Raw genomic sequence first — 22,671 nt, forward strand, 5'->3', positions numbered from 1 at the left:
AGAAGATGAATAGAATGAAACGATTGCTATGTTTAGGTTTGATTTGTTATTTCTGTTGTCTGTCGATGATAGTATATGGAAATGAGAAAACTTCGCCTTTCTATTTGGCGGAATTAAAATGTGAGAATCTTATTGATCCTTTGGGGATTGATAATGTAACTCCTCACTTTAGTTGGAAGTTAAAGGGGGACGGCTGGAAAGGCGGGCAAACTTATTATGAAATACAGGTAGCTTCGGATAGTATTCTGTTGGTGCAGGATAAAGCTGATTTATGGAATACCGGAAAATTGAAATCCAAAACTTCGGTTATGGTACCTTATCAGGGAAAGGCTTTAACTTCTCGTTCTTTGTGTTATTGGCGGGTACGCGTTTGGGATGCTAAAAAACAAGCTTCATCATGGAGTCCTGTTGCCCGTTTTGGAGTTGGCATCTTGGATCAGTCACAGATGAAAGGAGAATATATAGGGGCTTCTGTTGAAGGTGGCAAGATTTGTGCTCCTATTCTTCGCAAGAAAGTGAAATTGACTCAGGGCGAGACTTCTTTCCTGCATGTAAATACGTTAGGTTATCACGAAATTTATATCAATGGGAGAAAGGTGGGGGAGGACGTTCTGACCCCTGCTGTATCACATTTATCTAAACGTTCACTAATTGTTACTTATGATATTACTCCTTATTTACGAGAAGGAGAAAATGATTTGCTTATCTGGCTGGGACAAGGTTGGTATAAAACGACGACTTTCGGAGCAGCTTATGAAGGTCCGCTGGTAAAAGCAGAATTGGATGTGTTGAGAAATGGTAAATGGGAAGTCGTTACGAAGACAGACGGATCATGGTACGGACGTGAAAGTGGCTATTCGGATACAGGTACTTGGCGTGCTTTGCAGTTTGGAGGTGAGAGGGTGGATGGAAGGATTCTTCCGCGAGATCTTTCAACACATGCTTTAGACAAAATGAAATGGACTCCTGTTGTGAAAGTGAATGTTCCCGATCATATCGCTTCCCCTCAAATGTGTGAGGTAAACAAGATACATCAGATTTTGCAGGCTGTGTCTGTAAAGAAGCTGGGTGAAAGTCTCTGGCTGGTAGATATGGGGAAGGTTCAGACCGGATGGTTTGAGATGCAAATGCCTATATTGCCGGCGGGTCATGAAGTTATTATGGAATATAGTGATAATTTGACGAAAGACGGTGAATTTGACAAGCAAGGTGAAAGTGATATTTATATATCTGGTGGTAAGCAAGGAGAATACTTCAGAAATAAATTCAATCATCACGCTTTTCGATATGTGCGCATCTCCAATCTTCCTCAAAAACCGGAAACAGGTGCTATGAAATCTCTGCAGATTTATGGAGATTATAAACAGACCGCAACTTTTGAATGTTCGGATGCCGACTTGAATGCTATTCACCAAATGATTCAGTATACGATGAAATGTCTGACTTTTAGTGGATATATGGTAGACTGTCCGCATTTGGAACGTGCAGGATATGGTGGTGATGGAAACTCCTCAACGATGTCTTTGCAAACGATGTACGATGTAGCTCCAACATTTGAAAACTGGGTGCAAACATGGGGAGACTCCATGCGTGAAGGAGGAAGTTTGCCGCATGTTGGTCCTAATCCGGGTGCCGGTGGCGGCGGTCCGTATTGGTGCGGATTCTTTGTACAGGCTCCCTGGAGAACGTATGTCAACTATAATGATCCCCGCTTGATTGAGAAATATTATTCTCAAATGAAAGAGTGGTTTAAGTATGTTGATAAATATACAGTAGATGGTTTGCTGAAACGTTGGCCCGATACCAAATACCGTGACTGGTATTTGGGTGATTGGCTGGCACCTATGGGAGTAGATGCAGGTAATCAGGCTTCAGTGGATTTGGTAAGTAACTGTTTTATCAGCGAATGCTTGAGCACTATGTATAAGACAGCCATAACATTAGGAAAAAGAGAAGAGGCGGAAGAGTTCGCTATCCGTAGAGAAAAACTCAACAAGTTGATTCATCAGACATTCTACCGTGAGGATGAAGGGATCTATTCTACCGGTTCACAGTTGGATATGTGCTATCCTATGTTGGTAGGTGTTGTACCTGATTCTTTGTACAATAAAGTGAAAGAGAATGTCGTTGCCATGACCGAAGAAAAATATAAAGGACATATTGCTGTAGGTTTGGTTGGAGTGCCTATTTTGACAGAATGGGCTGTTCGGAATAAACAAGTGGATTTCTTCTATCAAATGATGAAGAAACGTGATTATCCCGGTTATCTATATATGATTGACCATGGTGCGACAGCGACTTGGGAATATTGGAGCGGAGAACGAAGTCGTGTGCACAATTGTTACAATGGAATTGGTACTTGGTTTTATCAGGCTGTAGGAGGAATACGTCTTGACGAGGCTAACCCTGGATATCGTCACTTCTATGTCGATCCTCAAATTCCAAACGGTGTGACCTGGGCAAAAGTAACGAAAGAATCACCTTATGGCACAATTGCCGTTAATTGGAAGTTGAAAGATGATAATCAGTTGAATCTTCAATTGACAATTCCTGCCGGAACAACGGCTACAGTTTGCATCCCTAATAATGCTGTCTCATGTAAAAAGAATAAGAAGAAAGTGAGCGTTAAGGAGCAGACTGTTGATGTAGAAGCAGGGCATTATGATTTTCTATTTAATTTGAAATAGATACCCTACTAGAGTGTATTTATGATTTTCATTTCTCATATTCTCATTCATTAATCATAAATGGCAGAAGACTAATAGGATAGACTATGAGAAATGATTTTTAAGATGGTATTTCTCATAGTTTTTCCGTCAAATACCCCGTATTTTACCTTATTTCTCATACTTGTTGGATGCATTTCTCATAGTGTTTTTCTAATCAACCTATACAAGAATAAAGAAACAGCTAGTCAACCATTATCAGGGAAGTACATATTCTCCTTGTCCCATATATTGTGGGAAAGTGTTCCCTACTAGTAGGGAAAAGATTCTCTTATTTTGTGGGAATAAATTCTCATAATATTAGGGAACATTTTCCCATAATATATGGGACAATCGGAACTACAGTTTATCTTCAACCAGAAAAAAGGAGAAGATAGTATTTAACTATGAGAAATACTCTGAAATACTATGAGAATAAGGTGAATTTTAAGCTAAAATAGAAGGCGTATTATGAGAAATGCCGTCTTAGAAAGTCTTTCTCATAAGCTATTTATTTGATTATTTGCTGTTTATCAGTCACCTATGAGAATATGAGAAAGGAAAATGAAAAATCTTCTCTAGAAGCTGCTGAATTTTTTATTGATACATTTAAAAACGCACCGTAATAAACTAATTTATCATTTAATTTAAGTCTGTGCAGAAACAAAATTAACTTTAGGAAAATTGTCCAGTAAATGGACTTGAAGTTAATCGCTTTGATTATTATTTTTATATGATTCTTTTTAAATTTCTCTTTAGTGGTTTCTTAAATTTCAAGCGTTCATAGTATAAAGTTCAATAGATATAGGTAAAAAGTTAGGATTGGTGTTTGAAATTCCCAATATTCCTCCGGTCTGTTTATTCTTCTTTTATGAGTGACCGGAGGAGTTGCTGGAAATCCTGTTTGACCAAAATGAAAATATGATATCATGAGGACTGTTTTCAAAGCTTTTGATTATGCAATTGCCAGACTAAAATCCGTTGGCGGAACTAATAACTAAAATAATATTTAAATGAGAAAAAGAATATCGTTATTGCAAATGGCTGTTTTCTTCTTTACGGCTCAGGTAGCTTGGGCAGGTAATATAAAAACAGAAAAAGTAACACTGGTAGGAAATGGAATTGTAGAATTTATCCCCGTAGGGTATGATGTTTCCCGTACGCCTTCATTAATTCTTTCCCATGAACCGGAAAAGAAAGGTGGAGTACCGGAAAACTGGAAATTAGTTCCTCAATTTACGATGACTGATGGCAAGGCAAATGCCTCATTGGATGTTCCAGCCGGAACAAGTCTGTATGGAGGTGGTGAAGTGACCGGTCCGTTGCTGCGTAATGGGCAAAAGATTAAAATGTGGAATACGGATAATGGTATGTATCGGGTTGATGGTGGCTCACGTCTGTATCAAACGCATCCGTGGGTATTGGGTGTTCGTCCGGACGGGACAGCATTTGGCGTATTGTTTGATAGTTTTTGGAAGGCTGAATTGATTACTAATTCAGATAAAATTGAATTTAATACTGAAGGAGCACCTTTTCGTACTTATATCATAGATCGTGAATCTCCGCAAGCAGTATTAAAAGGACTTGCCGAATTGACCGGTACTATAAGTATGCCTCCCAGATGGGCAATCGGTTATCATCAGTCTCGTTTTTCTTACGTGCCGGAAGCTAGAGTGAAAGAAGTTGCCAATACTTTTCGTGAAAAGAAGATACCGTGCGATGTAATATGGTTTGATATCAACTATATGGATGAATTCCGTGTATTCACGATCAATAACAGGGATTTTCCAGATCCGAAGCGCATGAATAAGTATCTGCATGATAATGGATTCCATTCCGTGTATATGATAGATCCAGGCGTAAAAGTGGATGATAACTATTTTGTATATAAAACCGGAAAAGAGCAAAATGCTTTTGTTTGTGATATCTATCGTAATGAGTTTCACGGGAAAGTATGGCCGGGTGCTTGCGCATTTCCTGACTTTACCCGTCCGGAGACGCGCACTTGGTGGTCCGGACTTTATAAAGACTTTATGGCTAATGGAATAGATGGCATTTGGAATGATATGAATGAACCGTCTGTATTTGATGGTCCTGGGGGAACGATGCCGGAGAACAATATTCATTTAGGAGGAGGCAATTTACCTATTGGTAGCCATTTAATGTATCATAACGCTTATGGTCGTCTGATGGTCGAAGCTTCTTATAATGGCATGATGGCTGCTAATCCAAGCAAACGTCCATTTCTTCTTTCCCGCTCCAATATTATTGGCGGACAGCGTTATGCAGCCATGTGGACGGGCGATAACGAAGCTACTTATGAACAGATGAAACTTTCTGTACCGATGTCTATTACATTGGGGTTGTCCGGTCAGCCTTTCAATGGTCCGGATATAGGTGGATTTGCTGGGAATACGACTCCCGATTTGTGGGGAAACTGGTTAGGCTTCGGTGCATTTTTCCCTTTTTCCAGAGGACATGCTTCCTGTGATACAAATAACAAGGAACCGTGGGCATTTACTAAAGATATAGAAAAGGAATCACGCATGGCATTAGAACGTCGTTACCGTTTGCTGCCTTATCTCTACACTGCTTTTCATGTGGCTCATAAAGATGGACAGCCTGTGATGGCTCCGGTTTTCTTTGCCGATCCGAAAGATGAAAGTTTGCGTGCTGAAGAGCAAGCTTTCATGTTGGGGACAGACCTGTTGATAATTCCTGCATTTGCAAAGAATCCTTCTCTACCCAAAGGAATTTGGGAAAATTTATCTTTGGTTAAAGGAGATACAAAAGGTAAATATCAGGCTAAATTAAAAGTGAGAGGTGGTTCTATTATTCCAGTAGGCAAAATAATTCAGAATGTGAATGAAAATTCATTCGACCCATTGACTTTAGTTGTTTGCCCGGATGAGGATGGCAGAGCGGAAGGCTCTCTGTATTGGGACAAAGGAGATGGATGGGGATTTCAGAAAGGAGATTATAAACAGCTAACTTTTAAAGCAGAGTTAGTAGACGGGCATCATCTTATTGTAAAAGTGACAGACGATAAAGGGGAAGACCAAATTGATTTTGGAATGATAAAGGTAGAAGTATTGCATGCTGGCCATACTTATAAATCTTCTGGTGATATAGCTAAAGGCATTACAGTGAAATTGTAAAGGAGAATACAATAAATGAGGAGTTCGTTTATTTAACCATCTTCTTTTTGTACTGTTTAGAACTAAACTTCATCCTTATAATCCAAATGTGATTACTAAAAATAGCTTCCAGTCAAAAACATCAGTAAAAAAGGTTTTTGACTGAAAGCGAACCGAAAGCAAAAAAGAGAGATGAGTTCAGTCTCTTTTTTAGAGCCTCTATATTCGTTTAATAGAGCCTCTGTTTAAGTGAAATGCAGGCTTCGTTTCACTTAAACAGAGGCTCTGTTTTATTCACCTGACGCGTTCTTTGACTTGTTGTAAACGAAAACTATTCATAAATAATGTGTTAGGGATTGAAGGGAAAAGTGTACCTTTGCCCATCGTTTAACCGGAGAAGACAAGATGACCAAAATAACAGTATTGACTACAGACATCAATGTAGTGTCTATTAATAACGAAGATTATATCTGCATTACTGACATGCTAAAAGCCAAAGATGGCGATTTCTTCATATCAGACTGGCTGAGAAACAGGAATACACTGGAATACCTCGGTATATGGGAGCGGTTGTATAACCCAGGATTTAATTATGGCGAATTCGCCACAATTAGAAATCAGTCGGGGTTGAACAGTTTCAAAATCAGCGTGAAAGAATACGTGGAGAAGACCCATGCTATCGGTATTCAAGCGAAAGCCGGAAGATATGGAGGCACCTATGCACACAAGGACATCGCATTTGAATTTGGAATGTGGATTAGTGCTGAATTTAAAATCTATTTAGTCCGCGAGTTCCAGCGCCTTAAGGAGCAGGAACTCGCGCAACTGGGCTGGAGTGCCAAGCGAGAACTGTCGAAAATAAATTACCGCATCCACACCGATGCTATCAAACAAAACCTTATCCCGGCAGAAGTCACACCACAACAAGCTTCCCGCATCTACGCCAGCGAAGCCGATGTGCTGAACGTTGCCATGTTCGGCCTCACTGCCCTCGAATGGCGCGATGCGCATCCCGACCTGAAAGGAAACGTCCGCGACTATGCCACGGTGAACGAATTGATTTGTCTCTCGAACATGGAGAATCTGAATGCCGTATTCATAGGAGAAGGACTTCCTCAGCACGAAAGGCTTGTCCGGCTGAACCGGATAGCTATCCAGCAGATGCAGATACTGGAAGATGTAAACAAGAAGTACCTCAAGTAGCTGCTTTTACCAGAATGAACCGATAGATTTTTAGCACGACAACTATAATAGTTTTCGTCCCGCTCCGCACACCGACTTGTGTGTGGAGTGGGACGTTTTCGTTTACGGCAAGCCATGTACCCCTACATGTACGGATTCGGCTTCCTATCAAATAATAATGCTTGATTTACAATGTGTTATCAATGAAAAAGGGGATGCATCTATGAAGACGCATCCCCTTTTTCATTGATACTACTATGAGTATTTATCAGTTTATTAGAATGTAAGTTGTACTCCTAAGTTAAACACGCGCTGGTTCATGTATGCATCACCGGCGGAGTTGGACTTGATTTCCGGGTCTTGTTGATACTTATCAAAACTTGTCCATGTAAACATGTTGTAAGCATTGAGATAGACACGGAGGTTTGTAAGCCATGAAGGCAACACTTTTGTGGGCACTTGATAGGAGACGTCGATGGTTTTCAAGCGGATGTACCAAGCATCAATCAACCAAAAGTCGGACATATACGCTGCTGCGCTGTTTACAGTCGACGGATTGCTTGTTAAGCGCGGAAATTCGATGGCTTCACCGTTCAGGTAGCGTTCTAATGTCCAGCGTTTCTGGTGTAGAGGTTGGAATTGACTCTTGAAAGGTTCGATACCTGTGCCGTTTACCGAGAAACTGTAGTTGAACGAACCTTGGAAGAGTACGCTCACTGACAATCCTTTCCACGAACCACCGATTGTCCATCCCAACGTGGTGTTGGGTAAGTTTGGCTTACCAATAGCTCCCTTGTCGAAGTCGTTGATAACACCGTCTCCGTTCAAATCTTTGTATTTCAAGTCGCCGGCTTGGATAGGAACGTCGGTATTGGGCACAGCCGGTGCATTTGCGGCTCCTGCATGAATCAAGTCCACTTCTTCAGGTGTATAATAACCTATCCAAGTGTAACCGAATGGTTGACCGATAGGACGACCTGTTGCCGACAACCAATCGTATCTTTGTTGTGCTTCGGCATTAAATTCTACCTTATTCTTAGCATACGAGAATACGAAGTTGGTATTGAAGTTGAACTCACCGAAACGGTCTTGATAACCAATCTGTCCGTCGAAACCCATATTGCTGGTGCGTGCCACGTTGATAGGTGAAGTACCCACACCTAAGATCTGCGGTATGTCATTGCGTTTCACAAGCTGATTGTATCGTTTGTCATAGAACCAGTCGAAAGTAAATGAGAAGCGGTCGAATGCATTGAAGTCGAGACCTATATCAAACTTCTTGGCTTCTTCCCATGTCACACTGCTATTGCCAAGGTCACCTTCCGTAATAGCAGTGGAAGTGACATCGCTTTGTCCGAAATTATAAGCATTATCAGTTGCTGTATATATCTGGTTGTAAAGGTAGCGGTTACCCATAGCTACGTCCGAACCTACAATACCATACGAAGCTCTGATTTTCAATAGTTGGATGAAAGAAATGTTATCCTTGAAGAACGATTCTTCGGAGATACGCCAACCCACACCAATAGCAGGGAATATTCCGTAGCGGTGTCCTTCGGCAAAACGGTCGGTACCGTTGTATGCAACATTGAAGTCGACCAGATATTTATCTTTATATTTGTAACCTACGGTAGCGGTAAGACCCTGAAAGTTTTCGGGAATCTTTTCTCCTGTATCGTCTGGATTTTTTTCTACGGTACGGCTTTGGCGGCTATACAGCAACGTGGCACTAACGTCATGTATTCCATTGAATATGCGTGCATAGTTGATGGAGGCCTGAACATCCAGATTTTTCACAGCCTGGTTGGTTCCGGCCGTCAGAGCATACTGTGAATAAGCATATTTACGGTTGGGGTTGATGTTATACTGATCCGTAGTAGGATCGTAGTGGTAGGTAGGGTACGCATCTTTTCCACGGTTTACTTTGCGGAAGACTTCGTCAATGGTAGAGTAAGCAATACGAGCATTGGCTGACAATCCTTTGGTGAGCCAATCCATCTTCCAGTTCACACCGTAGAGAATGTTGTTATCGTTACGGCGTGTACGCGTGTAACCTTCGTTAGCCAAACGTGCATTCAATGTAGGTCCGTAACCGTCCACATCTGAAAGATAAGCATACGATCCGTCCGGATTGAGTACCGGTGCCGAATAGGGGTGCATGGCGGTGAAATTGTAAATCTCGCCTGTAGCATTCAGACTACTCGGTTCGTTGATGTTCATGAAGCGCGAACTGAAGTCCAGACGCATAGTCAGATTATCAGTAACAGTAAAGTCCAAGTTGGTACGGTAGTCAAAACGGCGGTAAAAATAGCCGGTATTCACATCGTCATCCGCTTTAGCAAAGTTACGAACCAAACCACCTTGTGAGAAATACCCCCCGGATACGAAGTATTTCAAACGTTTGGTACCACCCGATACGTCGACATTGATGTTCGACTGCATAGCCGATTTTTTGAACACTTCGTCGTACCAGTTTACATTAGGATGTCCGTATGGGTCGGAACCGTCTTTAAACAGTTCCAAATCATGTTGTGTAAACATTTTAGTCAAACCATCGTTAGTACGTGCCTCGTTGACTAACAGGGCGGTGTTGTATGAGTCTAAGAAGTTGGGTTTACGGACAGGTATCTGACCGCCGGCTTCTGCACGCACATGGATCACAGGTTTTCCTTCTTCACCGCGACGTGTCTTGACTACCAACACACCGTTAGCACCCTTGATACCATAAATAGCAGTCGTTGATGCATCTTTCAAAATAGATATGCTTTCAATCTCATTGACATTGATTTGTGACAGCTGTTCGTAACTGTATTCCACATCATCAACCATAATAAGCGGCTTGTTACCGTCCTCATTCAAGGAACTGACACCACGGATAAAGAAGTCGGAAGCATCTTTTCCCGGCTGACCGGAACGTTGCTGACTGAAGAAGCCGGGCAGTTTACCCGATAATGTATTCTGTAAGCTACTTGTAGGAACTCTACGTAATTCGTTGGCTTGAATACCGCTCACGGCACCGGTCAAAGTGATACGTTTCGCGCTGCCGCGACCTGTGATAACAACTTCGTTCAGGTTGTTGGCTTCGGAAACCCTTAATGCGATATTCAGTGTGCGCTGATTTGTTATTGCGACTTCCTGATTTTGATAGCCCACAAACGAAAATACCAATGTTTCGCCACGTTTCACTTCCAGCGAATATTTTCCATCTATATTGGTGATGGTACCCCTTCCGGCTCCCTTTACCAGAATACCAGCTCCGATAAGCGGTTCGTTGCTTTCCCCATCAATAATGGTACCGCTTATCGTAAACGATTGGGAGTATGCCTGTACAATGCAGAGGAGGCACAAGAATGTTATAATTACTCTTTTCATAAGATATTACCAATTAGGGTTTTGAACCATATTCTTATTTTTTATTACTTCCGAATAAGGAATCGGATAGAAATAACGTTTATTGTCCCATTGTACATTGAGTACAGCTTGCGGAACATAGGTCGTGGAAGTCTGTGATTTAGTGATGTACATTCCTTGAATAGGCTGTGCATAGACCTGTTCGGCAAGTCGCCAACGACGAATGTCCCAATAGCGATGCTCTTCAAAAGCCAATTCAATGCGGCGTTCATTCTGAATCACTTTGCGCATTTCGGCTTGCGTCAAATTGTGTGTCTGCTCATTGGTTGTTAGTCCATACAAATTCTTTTCACCAGGTTCGATACCTGCACGTCGGCGCAGGGCGATGATAGCATCATATACAGCTTGTGAAGGAGTAGACAAATATTCGTTTTCGGCTTCGGCAAAGTTCAGAAGTATTTCGGCGTAACGGAACATCACCCAGTTGTGTTGTGTGTCTTGATATTCGTTGGCTGCTTCGAAATCACCCATAAACTTGCGCATGTAATAACTCGTGAGCGAGTACGACGAACCAAGAGGATTATTGGCTCCACCCTGCCATGTTTCCATCGTAGAGTTCACCCATGACGAACCATTGTGTATAATGGTATATTCCAAACGTGGATCACGTTGTGCGTAAGGAAGCTGTTCATTGTATTCATATTTACCTTTATCATTGATAAAGTGACCGTCTTTCATTAAAAAGGCATCGACTAAATTCTGTGTGGGATTGGTGCGGCCGTTTCCTTGTTTGGCACCGCTAAGTCCCAATGGACCGTTAGCTGTTTCCACCGTCTTATCCATTGCGTTTTCACGGAAGAAGATAACTTCTTTATGTTCGTTTGAATACCAATTGGTAAATACATTCTTGAAATTATCGTCAAGTCCCATGATAGCTCCGTCACCTGTTCCGTACGTGTTAATAAAGTTGCGGGCGGCATCGGCTGCTATTTTCCAACGTTCGCGATCATAAGAGGCATATCCTATCAACTCATTACCAGATTCAATGGGCTTTTCGTTGAATAACGGACTTGCTGCATAGAGCAATACACGAATCTTCAGTGCCTGGGCTGCCTGTGTGTTTACTACGTGTGCGCTCGCAGCGGCATCAGGTAGTGGCAGCGAACGAAGGTCATCTTTGATATCGTCAAGCTCACTTACAATATACTTGATACATTGCTCGAACGTGCTACGTGGCAATTCGATGTTTTCGTTCAATTCGTACACTTTATCACCGATAATGGGCACTCCACCGTAGCGCTTCACCAATTCAAAATAGAAGTAAGCACGCAGGAACCGGGCTTCGGCTTTCATAGAATCATTGAGCCTGCGTGTATTACCGAGTGCATCAGTGTAAGTAGTGTTGAAAGGTACTACGTCAATGCCACTCAACAGAATGTTCACGCGGCGAATCACCAAATAAGGGTCGCTCCAAATCATATCCGAGTTAATAAAATTGGAGGCACTGTAACGTCCGATGGCCAGTTTGTATACATCGGACTCGGACGAAATAACAGAGAGCGCATCGTCGGAAGCGGCATCCAGGTAGTCACCATTTACGCCGTTGTGTCCATTACGCATGTAATAGTAGATGCGGTTGAGGTATTTACGTACTACAGTTCCGTTGGAGTCGGTCTTCGAGAAGAGGTAATCTTCTGTAAACATATCTACAGGCGTACTCTCATAACTGTCTGTACATGCGGCAGCACTCAATAACAGCATAAATGCTCCTACTGCCCATGTGCCATATTTATTTTGTTTCATATCCATCATTTTTATTAGAAGTTAAGATTGATTCCAGTCGTAATGGTGCGCTGTAACGGATAGCTGGTGAAGGTAACTTCAGGGTCTTGCAAGCGGGTACGTGACCATGTGAGTAAATTTTGTCCCTGTACAAATATTTTCACGCGCAGTCCGCCTAAGTAATTACGGCAGAAGTTTTCGGGTAGTTTGTACGATACGGTGGCGTTCTTGAGACGAATGTAGTTTCCGTTCTGTACAAAGAGTGAAGAGTTCCAGTTGTTTCCGTAGTTGTACATATTGCCTCCGGCAGTCAGTCTCGGATACGTAGCTGTTTCAGCAGTTTCGGGTGTCCAACGATTCAGCAAATTGGTGTAAGCTTGTCCGTAGCTTTGTCCGATCACTTGGAATCCTTCGAGCAACGTGCGGTCGCTATTATATAAGTCGCGGTTGTAAGCACCTTGGATAAGTGCTGTAACTTCCAACCCTTTCCATTCAAAGCCTAAATCAATACCAAAATAGCAAGTCGGTTTGTCGCCACCAATCACAGTACGGTCGAATTCGTTGATTTCGCCGTCACCGTTCATGTCTTTGTATTTCACGTCACCCGCTTGAATATTGTTGAAGCCGTTCATTACGGGATAACCATCGGCTATGTCTTTAGCTGTGAGGAATCCGGTAGCTACCAATCCGTAGATGGTACCGGTGGGTTGACCTGTCATTTTCAGATAGTCGTAAGGTACGTATTGCTCGTCCATGAACAACCGTTTGTTCTGTTCCATACTCCAGTTGGCTGATACATAATAGTTCACCTTACCGATGTGATCTTGCCAGCTAAGTTGTGTTTCCAATCCGTAGTAACGTGTTTTTCCGATATTTTCTGCCGGATAAGCAATACCCAGCAATTCGATGCTCTTACCACGTGATTGCAATATGTCATAGTAGTAGTCATTGTAATAGTCGGCCGAGAGAGTCAAACGATTCTTTAACAAGGTTAAATCTAAACCTACATTGACCTTCCTTCCTTTTTCCCATGTCAGGAGGGTATTAGCCAATGGGGATATTTCTGACACTGAACCTCCGTTGCTCATGGATGTACCGTTGCTATACCAGAATCCGCCATCTTCATTGTATCTCTTTAAATAGCTGAAGTAACCGGCATTGTCGATTCCGTTTCCTGTATGACCGTATGTGGCACGTAACTTGAGTTGGTCTATCTTCGATGCCTCCATAAACTTCTCTTTGCTGATATCCCAACCCAGACCTACTGCCCAGAATGTTCCCCAGCGACGTCCATTGTCATAGCGGTTGTAATAACTTTCCGTTACGGCTGCTTGCGCGAAGTATTTGTTATCGTAATTGTATTCAACTTTCTGTCCGATGTTCGACGGAATCATAGGCAGGTCGTAGTTGTTGAGTATAGTACGTGTATCGCCCCAAAGTGAAGCTTTTACACCATGCATACCGAATTGGCGTTCCCAGTCTACATACATTTTGCCATACATATATTGGTACGTCGATACTGAACGGTAACTGTTGGTTTGTGAACTTACATCTCCATACTTGTCATAAGCCTCGTTGCCTTGTTGGGTTATGCTGTATTGAAATACTTGTGCCTGTTTAGTACGAACGATAGCATTACGCACTTGCGATGAGATGTTTCCCGTTGCACCAACAGAAAGTCCTCTCACCAATTTATCGAAGTCATATTTCAAATTAATGGTTCCTACGACGTCGCGGGTATTGCTTGAGATATATCCCGAACCAGTGGTCTGTGCATAGAGGTTTTGGGTATACGAAGCGTTACCACCATACGTACCGTTGGGATTTAAGACGGGATAAGCATTGTTGGGAGTTTGCCATACGTTGCTCAAAAGGTCGCTGTATCCTGTCCCCGAAATACCTCCAGGTTGGTTTCCTTCCTCTATACGTCCCATTAAAGACATGCTTACCTTAAATTCATCTGTCACGTTGATGTTTACCTTCGATGTGATGAGATACCGGTTGTACTTGAAATTGGTGTTGTAGCTATTAGCATCGCTCGTCTTGAACAATCCGTTTTCGCTGTAATATCCCAAACTTACAAAGTATTGAGCCACCCGTCCGCCACCTGTTACATTCAGATTATAGGCTTGCGACGTAGTAGAATTGTTCATAATAGCATCTTTCCAATTTACGTCGGGATGCAGATAAGGGGAAGTTCCATTACGATAGGCTTCGAAATCATCATACGTATAGAGTGGTGATTTGCCATCATTGAGCAATGCTTCGTTGAGCAAATAAGCATATTGATAAGCCGAAAGTGGATTTGGGCCAGATTTCAATGCACTGGATATACCAAACTTTCCGGTGAGTGAGAGATGGAAACCACCTTTTGCATCAGGATTTTTGGTAGTAATAATCAATGCACCACGTGAACTGCGCATTCCTAAAAACATATTGGAAAGGGCATCCTTTTGAATGGTAACCGATTCAATGGCTTCGGGATCTATGGAATACAGGTCACGTTCTACACCGTCGACAATGGCTACAGGCGATTGTCCGCGTGCTGAAATGAGAAACTCCGAATTATCTCCGTAGATACCTCCACCTACATTAGGAATAGCTCCCACTATATCGGATTTAGTATTGGCATCAGTCCGTAACAGTTGCATGCCACGGAAAGGTGATACATTAAGACCTTTCAATCGTCCTTGCAATCCGGTAAGGATGGTGGCTGACTGATATTTTATCAAGTCGTTGGTATAAACCGTCGAAGATGCTCCTAGGGTATTACTTTTAGTGTGATCCACACTATCTATCGGTGCATCTTGTGCCTTTAGTGCGACGGCAGCTATACATAGTAGTCCCGTCGTTATCATTTTATACATATTCTGTTTCATTATCAGTAGAATATAAGGTTATCACTCGCAATAGAACGTATATATGAATGGTTCCTTCTGCGGAGGAAGAGGTATATTTAACATTACGAAGTCATCATCAGACTGTGTAACGGAGATAGATCCATCGGCATTAGTGAAGGCATATTCAATACTTACAAGCTCTGTTCCTTCAGGTACATTGAAGAACCCTTCCGGCCAGAATGTGATATTGTATGTTTTGGTATACTGATTCTCTCGTTTCATCAGGGTCTTGTCACTCTTCTCATTTACGGTATAACGGTGTCCGTCGCTAGCTACCGCCGTTCCTTCAAAATAGATCTTATCGGCCTTGACAAGTGCATTTTCGTCGTCCATGCCTCCAATGAAGCTAAAGGTTACAAAGTCGTTTTGCAATGCTGTTAATGGAGTGGTTTTGTTGAAGTGTTCACTACAGAAGTCAGTGACAAGTCCTTCACCTTCTACTACCTCAAAACATCCGGCTTCCTCACATTTCTTTGCATCTGCACTTGTACTGAAGTTATCGTCAGTACTGTTAATAAAGAATGATGGTTTGAAACGCAGATTTTTGTTTCCTACCGGTACACGGACATAGATTGTAAAATGAATTTCATCTGCGACACCGTTATAGGGTCTTGTCCAATAGGCTGCCCATTCCATATCTTCCAGAATATTGGTACCGACACCGTATTCCTGCATGAGAGCAGCCGACCATGACAATCCTGGTTTGTTGCTAGGTTGTTCGGTCAATGGGATAAGCGTCATGTTTTGCTCACCTATATTCGGATCAAATGTATCTTCTGTGTACGAAACTCTGGCATTTTGTGCCAGATTCCAACTCTTAGGAGCCAAAAAACCGAAAACAAGTCGTTTGTCATTGCGTGGGTCTCCTTGAACCTTAATGTGTCCATGCATTTTGAAAGTAGCAGTCGTTCCGGCCTTTGCATAGTTTACGGCTTTTCCATCTATCATTTGGGTTATATCGACAGAATCGATAAAGAGGCAACTCATAACGATGAAAGTCATAAGTATAGTTGATAACGCTACGATGTGCCGTTTGCGTTGAAGCAAGCTGATTAATTTCTTTTTCATAAAGCGTTATGATTTTTAGTTTTCTGATATTTTCTTGAATACATAGGTGTAGGTATTCGAACCACACCCGGGGCTATGAGTAATCACGATGTTACGTTCGCCATTGGTAATGGGGAATAGGATATCGGTACTGGCCTGCTCCGTGGCTCCATCCTCTGTGAAATAGAGGCGAAAAGGATAATAGATATCGTCAACTTTCCACGTGCCATTGTGGCGTACCACAAAAGGCAGATAGTTTTCAATTGTGTACTTACCATCTTTCTTCAGGTCAATTTGGAACTGGCTGAAGTCCATGGTTTCGGTAATATCATTACTGTTGCGGCTCACTGTGGTGAGTTGCCACGTGCCTGATATGTCTTTGACCTGCTCCGTGTTTTTGTCAGGATCAGCAGGAGCAGAGAACGTATCACACGATGTCACAAGCAGAGTAGTCAGCAAGGCTATTGCCGCCAAATGTATGCTATGTTTCATATTTAGGGTATTTTATTAATTATAGTAGGGATTCTGTAGCAAATCTTTCGACTTCACCGTTTCATTGTAAGGAATTGGGAAGAAGTACATAGCCGGACGCCATACATGCGTGCGTACATCAAATTCTTTCCAAGTCTTTGTTCCGTCAGTGGCGCGAGTGATTTCAATGCCATGCATGGTTTTGCTTTCGGTTTGCGGAGCAATCATCCAGCGGCGTACATCAAAGAAGCGATGTCCTTCAAAAGCAAATTCAAGGCGGCGTTCTTCCTGAATGGCTTGGCGCATCTGTTTTTGTGTCATATTCTTTTTAAGTCCATACATACCATCTGCACCGGGCTCGATGCCGGCACGCTTGCGAATGAGTTTTAATATGGGATAGCAACCAAGTTGTTGTCCGCCTAGTGTTTCTTCGAAATCGGGCCCATGATATTCATTGGCTGCTTCAGCATACATCAGTAAAATGTCGGCGTAACGTATCAGTGGATCGTTGTGACGGCTTGGGTTCCATGTACTACCTTTACATAAGCGATCACATCCCTTGCGTACATAGAAACCAGTGGCAGTGCCTTGGTATACGGCATCGCTTGTTTGCCCTACGCCAATCCATGTGTTAACAACTGTGGTAGCACTGTAAGTATCGTCAGCAGGGACCAAAGCACCATCATAAATCACGGTGTTGTTGAAACGTGGATCACGATTTTGAGCGGGATTCAGAGGATCGAATGTGTATTGGCTGTTGTTAATGGGTTTACCGTCAATCATAGGGAAGGCATCTGCCAATTCTTTGTATATGTACCCGCCGTGGCGTGTTCCGGAGTGACTTCCACTAGGTGGATAGTAAGCAGCTTCATGTCCGGACTCACGTTGATACTTACGGTCGAGGATATTGCCGGCAAAGGCTCCGTTATTGTTTTTACCATCATCATCGGTTAAATTGGCATTTCGTGTATCACCGGCTTGGAATACGACGTAGAATCCGAAACCTGGTTCGGCTTTGCCGTTCAAATCTTTACTTCTAATAAAGAGATTATAGGTTCCTAGGTTGATTACTGCGCGGGCAGCATCCATTGCCGTTTTCCAACGTTCTTTATCATAAGAGGGATAGCCTACTAATTCTTTGGTATCAGTAGGAGCGAAATCACTTCCATTGAATAATGGACTAGCTGCATAGAGGCAGACACGGGCTTTAAGACCCAATGCCGCTGCCGATGAGGCGCGACCGTTTTCTTGACCTGTTCGTCGCACGGGAAGTACATTGAGTTGGACGATAGAGTCACATTGATGGGACACATACTCTACACATTCCGCCCATGTGTTGCGCGAGGTTTTCATTGTCGAAGTAGCATCATACACGTTATTACCGATAATAGGTACACCACCGTAGTGTTTCATCAGAATGAAGTAGTACCAGGCACGCAAGAAAAGTGCTTCGGATATGTATTGAGCTTTCCGGCTCTGTACCATCGGTGATCGGTCGATGTTGGCAAGGAATACGTTACACCGGCGAATGTTAGTGTAGCATTTCGACCATGCATCATCACTCACCGTAACCGGATTAACCGTACCGGTAGCAAACATCATGTTTGTCCAGATGGTTGACGAAGGATAAAATTCAGCTTCGTCACAAGCGCTTTGCAGCCCACCACCATTAGCCAAAAGGTATGTCCATCGGTTGTAGTTGATATCAAACCCGATATCGGTATAAATTCCGGTCAGGAAGTTGGCGGTATACGTACTATCTGCAAAAACGGTCTCACGATTTAAATCCGAAGTTTGGGTTTGATCGAGGAAACTGTCATTACAGGACGCAACTGTTCCTAAAAATAGGAGTAGCGTTAATGATTTCATGTACAATTTCATAGTAAAACTTATAAAATTAAAATTAAACAATTTAAAGCCAATAAGCCGAGACTAATTCACGACTTGAATTTGTATTAAGACGATTGACAAGATATACACCACTAAACACAATACTTTTTTTTCACGTATTATTATTCAGTGAAAAGGTCATTGTATTATTCGAGCAATGATAGTAAATCAAATACATCTAAAGAAAGAATTATCCGAATTAGTGGTTTTTCATTCCTGAATCGTCTTTATCCTAAACTCTAATAGTATAACATTATGAGACGCATCTTTTTGTCAACCTTTATGGCTTGTATTATCGGCTTTACAGGTGCAGAAACAAATTAAATAATCTTAAATATCTTATTAAACATGAAACCAATTCATCTTATCCTAAGTATCGCACTCCTCGCCGGAGGAGCATGTGGTGACCAGCAAGAACCTTATTACGGCAATTCAGAAGTGAAGATGCCTCAAATTGATTCCGAATGGAATCTCGAACTAATGCCAAATCGATCAGGACAATATTGGAAAGTGTTCGTCTACAAAGACTTGAAATACAATGCCCTTTTCACTCGGTCGTTGGGCTGGAATGGAGGAGACGGTGTGTTCACCACTGGTTTGCCTGACGGGAATATATTTTGGTCGTTCAATGATAGCTTCTATGGCGTAATCAATGAAAATCGTTCACGAGGTAATTGTAGTTTCCCTCGTAACAGTATTATGGTACAAACACCTGGTGAGAAGGATGAAAATCTTGTTTGGTTAGCTGATTACGTACAAACCAACGATCCTAATGCGGATAGATACTATCAGGTACGTACTCACATTCGTCATCCGAAAGCTACACTATCGGATGAAAAAATACAAGCTGGAGAAATCGATCAGGATTATCTTTATTGGGCAGGAGATGCTACGATATATAACAATCAGATGCAAATGTTGTGGGGAGCCGTTGATAATACCGATCCGAACAACTTGATGCGCCGCTTTGGTACTTGCTTGGCTACTTATAGCTTGGAAGGAAAGCCGGGTGATGCTACTTATATGAAACTTATCAGTCGTAATGATAATTTTAACGACCACACTTTAGGTTATGGCGACACTATGTGGGAAGACGAAGACGGACATATCTATCTTTACACAACTTCCAATTATAAGGTGGCTGTGGCACGTACCGCTACACGCGACCTTGGCAGCCAGTGGGAATATTATGTGGCCGATCCGCAAGGACATTTCTCGTGGACAACGCAGTACCCCTCAACCCAAGATGCTGAAAATTCTACAATTATCCCTTTGGAAAGTGCATGTTCTATGCCTTGGGTATTTAAAAAAGGTGATACCTACTACATGATCGGACAATCCATGTGGTTCGGGAGAGACGTGCTGATGTTCCGTAGTAAGCACCCTTATGGGCCGTTTGTCGACCAAAAGACTCTCTTTACATTGCCCGAATTTCTTGATAAGATTGGCGAACAACGTTATCAACATGTTTATATGGTAAATATTCATCCGGCTTTATCACGTACCGGTGAATTGGTGATCTCTACCAATACAGACTGTTCCAACTTTTGGGATAATTTCAATGCACCGGGTAGTGCTGACTTCTATCGTCCTTATTTCTACCGTGTATTTAATTGGGAATCATTGTACGATAACGATGCTCCACTTGAGTAAAAGGATTTACTATCTCTGACGTTGATCATAAGTTTCATTGGGCTGATGCTGTGATTGATGGTAATTCCATCATCGTCTCATCTCCTGAAGTTGCTTTCCCAATAGCAGTGCGTTATGCTTGGGCAGATAATCCAATTTGTAATTTATACAATGGAGTTAACCTTCCGGCGTCCCCTTTCCGTACAGATGACTGGCAGGGTATTCTTATGGTAATAAATAGATATAGTTGTTTCGATTTGCCAAGTGAAATAGATGTAACACATAAAAAAATAACCATGAACAAGCTCATTTATTTAGTAATTTTCTCTTTCTTATCAACAAGTATATATGCCCAAATGAAAGACCTTGTGCAATATGTCAATACACTGCAAGGTACCGACTCTCATTTCGGATTAAGTTATGGAAATACATACCCTACTACCGGTATGCCTTATGCCATGCATACGTGGTCTGCCCAAACAGGGAAAAATGGAGAAGGCTGGAAATATCAATATGCGGTAGATAATATCAGAGGATTCTGCCAGTCTCACCAATGCAGTCCGTGGATGAGTGATTATGCAGTGTATTCCTTTATGCCGATGGTAGGGAAGTTAGTCGTTAATCAGGAGATGCGGGCAACGAAGTTCAGCCATGATAATGAAATTGCCAAGCCGCATTATTATAAAGTGATGCTGGATAATGGAATTACAACCGAGATGGCTCCAACTACTCGTGGTGTACATTTACGCTTTTCTTATCCCTCTACCGAAGACGCCTATCTGGTAATTGACGGATATACGGATATGAGTGAAATTAAGATTGATCCGGCAAAGAGACAAATCTCCGGTTGGGTGAATAACCAACGTTTTGTAAATAACTCTAAGACATTCCGTAGTTACTTTGTAGTGCAGTTCGACAAAGCATTTGAGGATTACGGTATGTGGGAAAATCAGAAAGATGAGATTTATCCTAAAAAGTTGGAAGGAGAAGGCAAAGGCTATGGTGCTTATATCAAATTTAAGAAAGGATCGAAAGTACAGGCAAAGGCTGCCTCTTCCTATATCAGCGCAGAGCAGGCTGTGATTACATTGAACGACGAACTGGGTAAAGATAAGAATTTGGAAGCCACCAAAATACGTGGACATAAAACGTGGAATGAATTATTGAACAGAATCCAGGTAGAAGGTGGAACAGACGAACAAATGAAGACTTTCTACTCCTGCCTGTTCCGTGCCAATCTCTTCTCACGCAAATTCTATGAACGTAAAGCGAATGGAGAACCTTATTATTATAGTCCTTATGACGGCAAAGTATATGATGGATATATGTATACAGATAATGGCTTCTGGGACACTTTCCGTTCTCAATTTCCATTAACTAATATTCTTCATCCTACCATGCAGGGACGTTACATGAATGCCTTGCTTGCCGCACAAGAACAATGCGGATGGTTACCTTCCTGGTCAGCTCCCGGAGAAACAGGAGGAATGTTGGGTAATCACTCCATTTCATTATTGGCAGATGCGTGGGCAAAAGGGATTCGGACTTTTGATCCGGAGAAAGCCTTAAAAGCATACGCGCACGAAGCCATGAATAAAGGTCCTTGGGGAGGTGCCAACGGACGTGGTTTCTGGAAAGAATATTTTGAACTGGGATATGTTCCTTATCCGGAATCAATGGGATCGAGTGCACAGACAATGGAATATGCATACGATGATTTCTGTGGCTACCAACTGGCTAAAATGACCGGAAACAAACACTATCAGGAAGTCTTTGCCCGTCAGATGTATAATTATAAAAACGTATTCGATCCGTCTATCGGTTTTATGCGTGGAAAAGGCGTTGATGGTAAATGGCAGGAACCGTTTGACCCATTGGAGTGGGGTGGACCTTTCTGCGAAGGTAATGCCTGGCATTATACCTGGTCCGTATTCCATGATGTAGAAGGATTAATAGACTTGTTCGGAAGCGACCAAAGATTTACGACCAAAATGGATTCGGTATTCACCCTTCCCAGCACTATTAAACCGGGAACTTACGGAGGAGTGATCCATGAAATGAAAGAAATGGAATTGTCGGGTATGGGACAATATGCACACGGCAATCAGCCGATTCAGCACATGCCTTATCTGTATAGCTATGCCGGCCAACCGTGGAAAACCCAGTATTGGGTGCGTCAGATCGTTGAAAGATTGTATAATTCCACAGAAAGAGGATATCCGGGAGACGAAGATCAAGGTGGTATGTCATCATGGTATATCTTGAGCTCATTAGGCATTTATGCCGTTTGTCCGGGTACGGATGAGTATGTAATTGGCAGTCCGTTATTTAAGAAAGCTACTATAACGATGGAAAACGGTAATAAATTCGTGATTGAAGCGAACAACAATAGTAAAGAGAATCTCTATATCCAGTCTGCTACCTTAAATGGACGTGTGTTGGATAAGAATTTTATCAGATACGACGATATAGCAGACGGAGGAATTATCCGTTTTGAAATGGGAAGTCAACCGAATAAAGAACGATGTACGTCGAAGTATGCCGCTCCCTTCTCATTGTCGAAAGAATAAGAAA

The 22,671-nt window shown here is 42.2% G+C and carries 11 protein-coding genes; 5 read left to right on the forward strand and 6 right to left on the reverse strand.

The annotated features are described in order from the left end of the window. Positions 1–5 precede the first annotated feature (5 nt). From Bovatus_RS21190 to Bovatus_RS21200, 3 genes are all read left to right on the forward strand, one after another. The gene (locus tag Bovatus_RS21190) at positions 6–2,687 is read left to right on the forward strand and encodes a family 78 glycoside hydrolase catalytic domain (protein WP_004320978.1); all 2,682 of its coding nucleotides are present in this window, start codon (positions 6–8) and stop codon (positions 2,685–2,687) included. Positions 2,688–3,718: 1,031 nt separating this feature from the next. Continuing rightward, entirely contained in the window at positions 3,719–5,863 is a 2,145-nt protein-coding gene (locus tag Bovatus_RS21195) for a TIM-barrel domain-containing protein (protein WP_004301478.1), read from the forward strand. Positions 5,864–6,247: 384 nt separating this feature from the next. Further along, complete coding sequence (locus Bovatus_RS21200; protein ID WP_004301479.1) at positions 6,248–7,045, forward strand: KilA-N domain-containing protein; 798 nt, start codon at positions 6,248–6,250, stop codon at positions 7,043–7,045. A 255-nt stretch (positions 7,046–7,300) separates the two neighbouring features. Here Bovatus_RS21200 and Bovatus_RS21205 read toward each other — a convergent pair whose 3' ends face one another. Genes Bovatus_RS21205 through Bovatus_RS21230 form a run of 6 tightly spaced genes read right to left on the reverse strand, consistent with a single transcriptional unit; the run spans position 7,301 to position 18,456 of the window. Continuing rightward, on the reverse strand, positions 7,301–10,396 hold the full coding sequence (locus Bovatus_RS21205) for a SusC/RagA family TonB-linked outer membrane protein (RefSeq protein WP_004301480.1): 3,096 nt from the start codon (positions 10,394–10,396) through the stop codon (positions 7,301–7,303). 6 nt (positions 10,397–10,402) lie between these two features. Beyond that, a complete protein-coding gene (locus Bovatus_RS21210; RefSeq protein ID WP_004320977.1) occupies positions 10,403–12,178 on the reverse strand; it encodes a RagB/SusD family nutrient uptake outer membrane protein in 1,776 nt (591 codons plus the stop codon). A gap of 14 nt (positions 12,179–12,192) precedes the next feature. Beyond that, positions 12,193–15,024, reverse strand: a complete 2,832-nt coding sequence (locus tag Bovatus_RS21215; protein ID WP_004320976.1) for a SusC/RagA family TonB-linked outer membrane protein — start codon at positions 15,022–15,024, stop codon at positions 12,193–12,195. Between the two features lie 33 nt (positions 15,025–15,057). Next, positions 15,058–16,125 carry a DUF4961 domain-containing protein gene (locus tag Bovatus_RS21220; RefSeq protein ID WP_004301483.1) on the reverse strand — a complete coding sequence of 356 codons (1,068 nt, stop codon included), beginning with the start codon at positions 16,123–16,125 and terminating at the stop codon, positions 15,058–15,060. A 15-nt stretch (positions 16,126–16,140) separates the two neighbouring features. Then, positions 16,141–16,596, reverse strand: coding sequence for a DUF5004 domain-containing protein (locus tag Bovatus_RS21225; protein WP_004301484.1), 456 nt, complete (start codon positions 16,594–16,596; stop codon positions 16,141–16,143). Between the two features lie 15 nt (positions 16,597–16,611). Continuing rightward, positions 16,612–18,456 (reverse strand): RagB/SusD family nutrient uptake outer membrane protein, encoded by a 1,845-nt coding sequence (locus Bovatus_RS21230; RefSeq protein ID WP_004301485.1) that lies wholly within the window; start codon positions 18,454–18,456, stop codon positions 16,612–16,614. 357 nt (positions 18,457–18,813) lie between these two features. Between Bovatus_RS21230 and Bovatus_RS21235 the strand changes: the two genes are divergently transcribed. Together Bovatus_RS21235 and Bovatus_RS21240 are read left to right on the forward strand one after the other, a co-directional pair. Next, on the forward strand, positions 18,814–20,118 hold the full coding sequence (locus tag Bovatus_RS21235; protein ID WP_004301486.1) for a DUF5005 domain-containing protein: 1,305 nt from the start codon (positions 18,814–18,816) through the stop codon (positions 20,116–20,118). A gap of 275 nt (positions 20,119–20,393) precedes the next feature. Further along, the gene (locus Bovatus_RS21240) at positions 20,394–22,667 is read left to right on the forward strand and encodes a GH92 family glycosyl hydrolase (RefSeq protein WP_004320975.1); all 2,274 of its coding nucleotides are present in this window, start codon (positions 20,394–20,396) and stop codon (positions 22,665–22,667) included. Positions 22,668–22,671 lie beyond the last annotated feature (4 nt).

The sequence above is a fragment of the Bacteroides ovatus genome (assembly GCF_001314995.1).
In the GTDB taxonomy this organism is placed as follows: domain Bacteria; phylum Bacteroidota; class Bacteroidia; order Bacteroidales; family Bacteroidaceae; genus Bacteroides; species Bacteroides ovatus.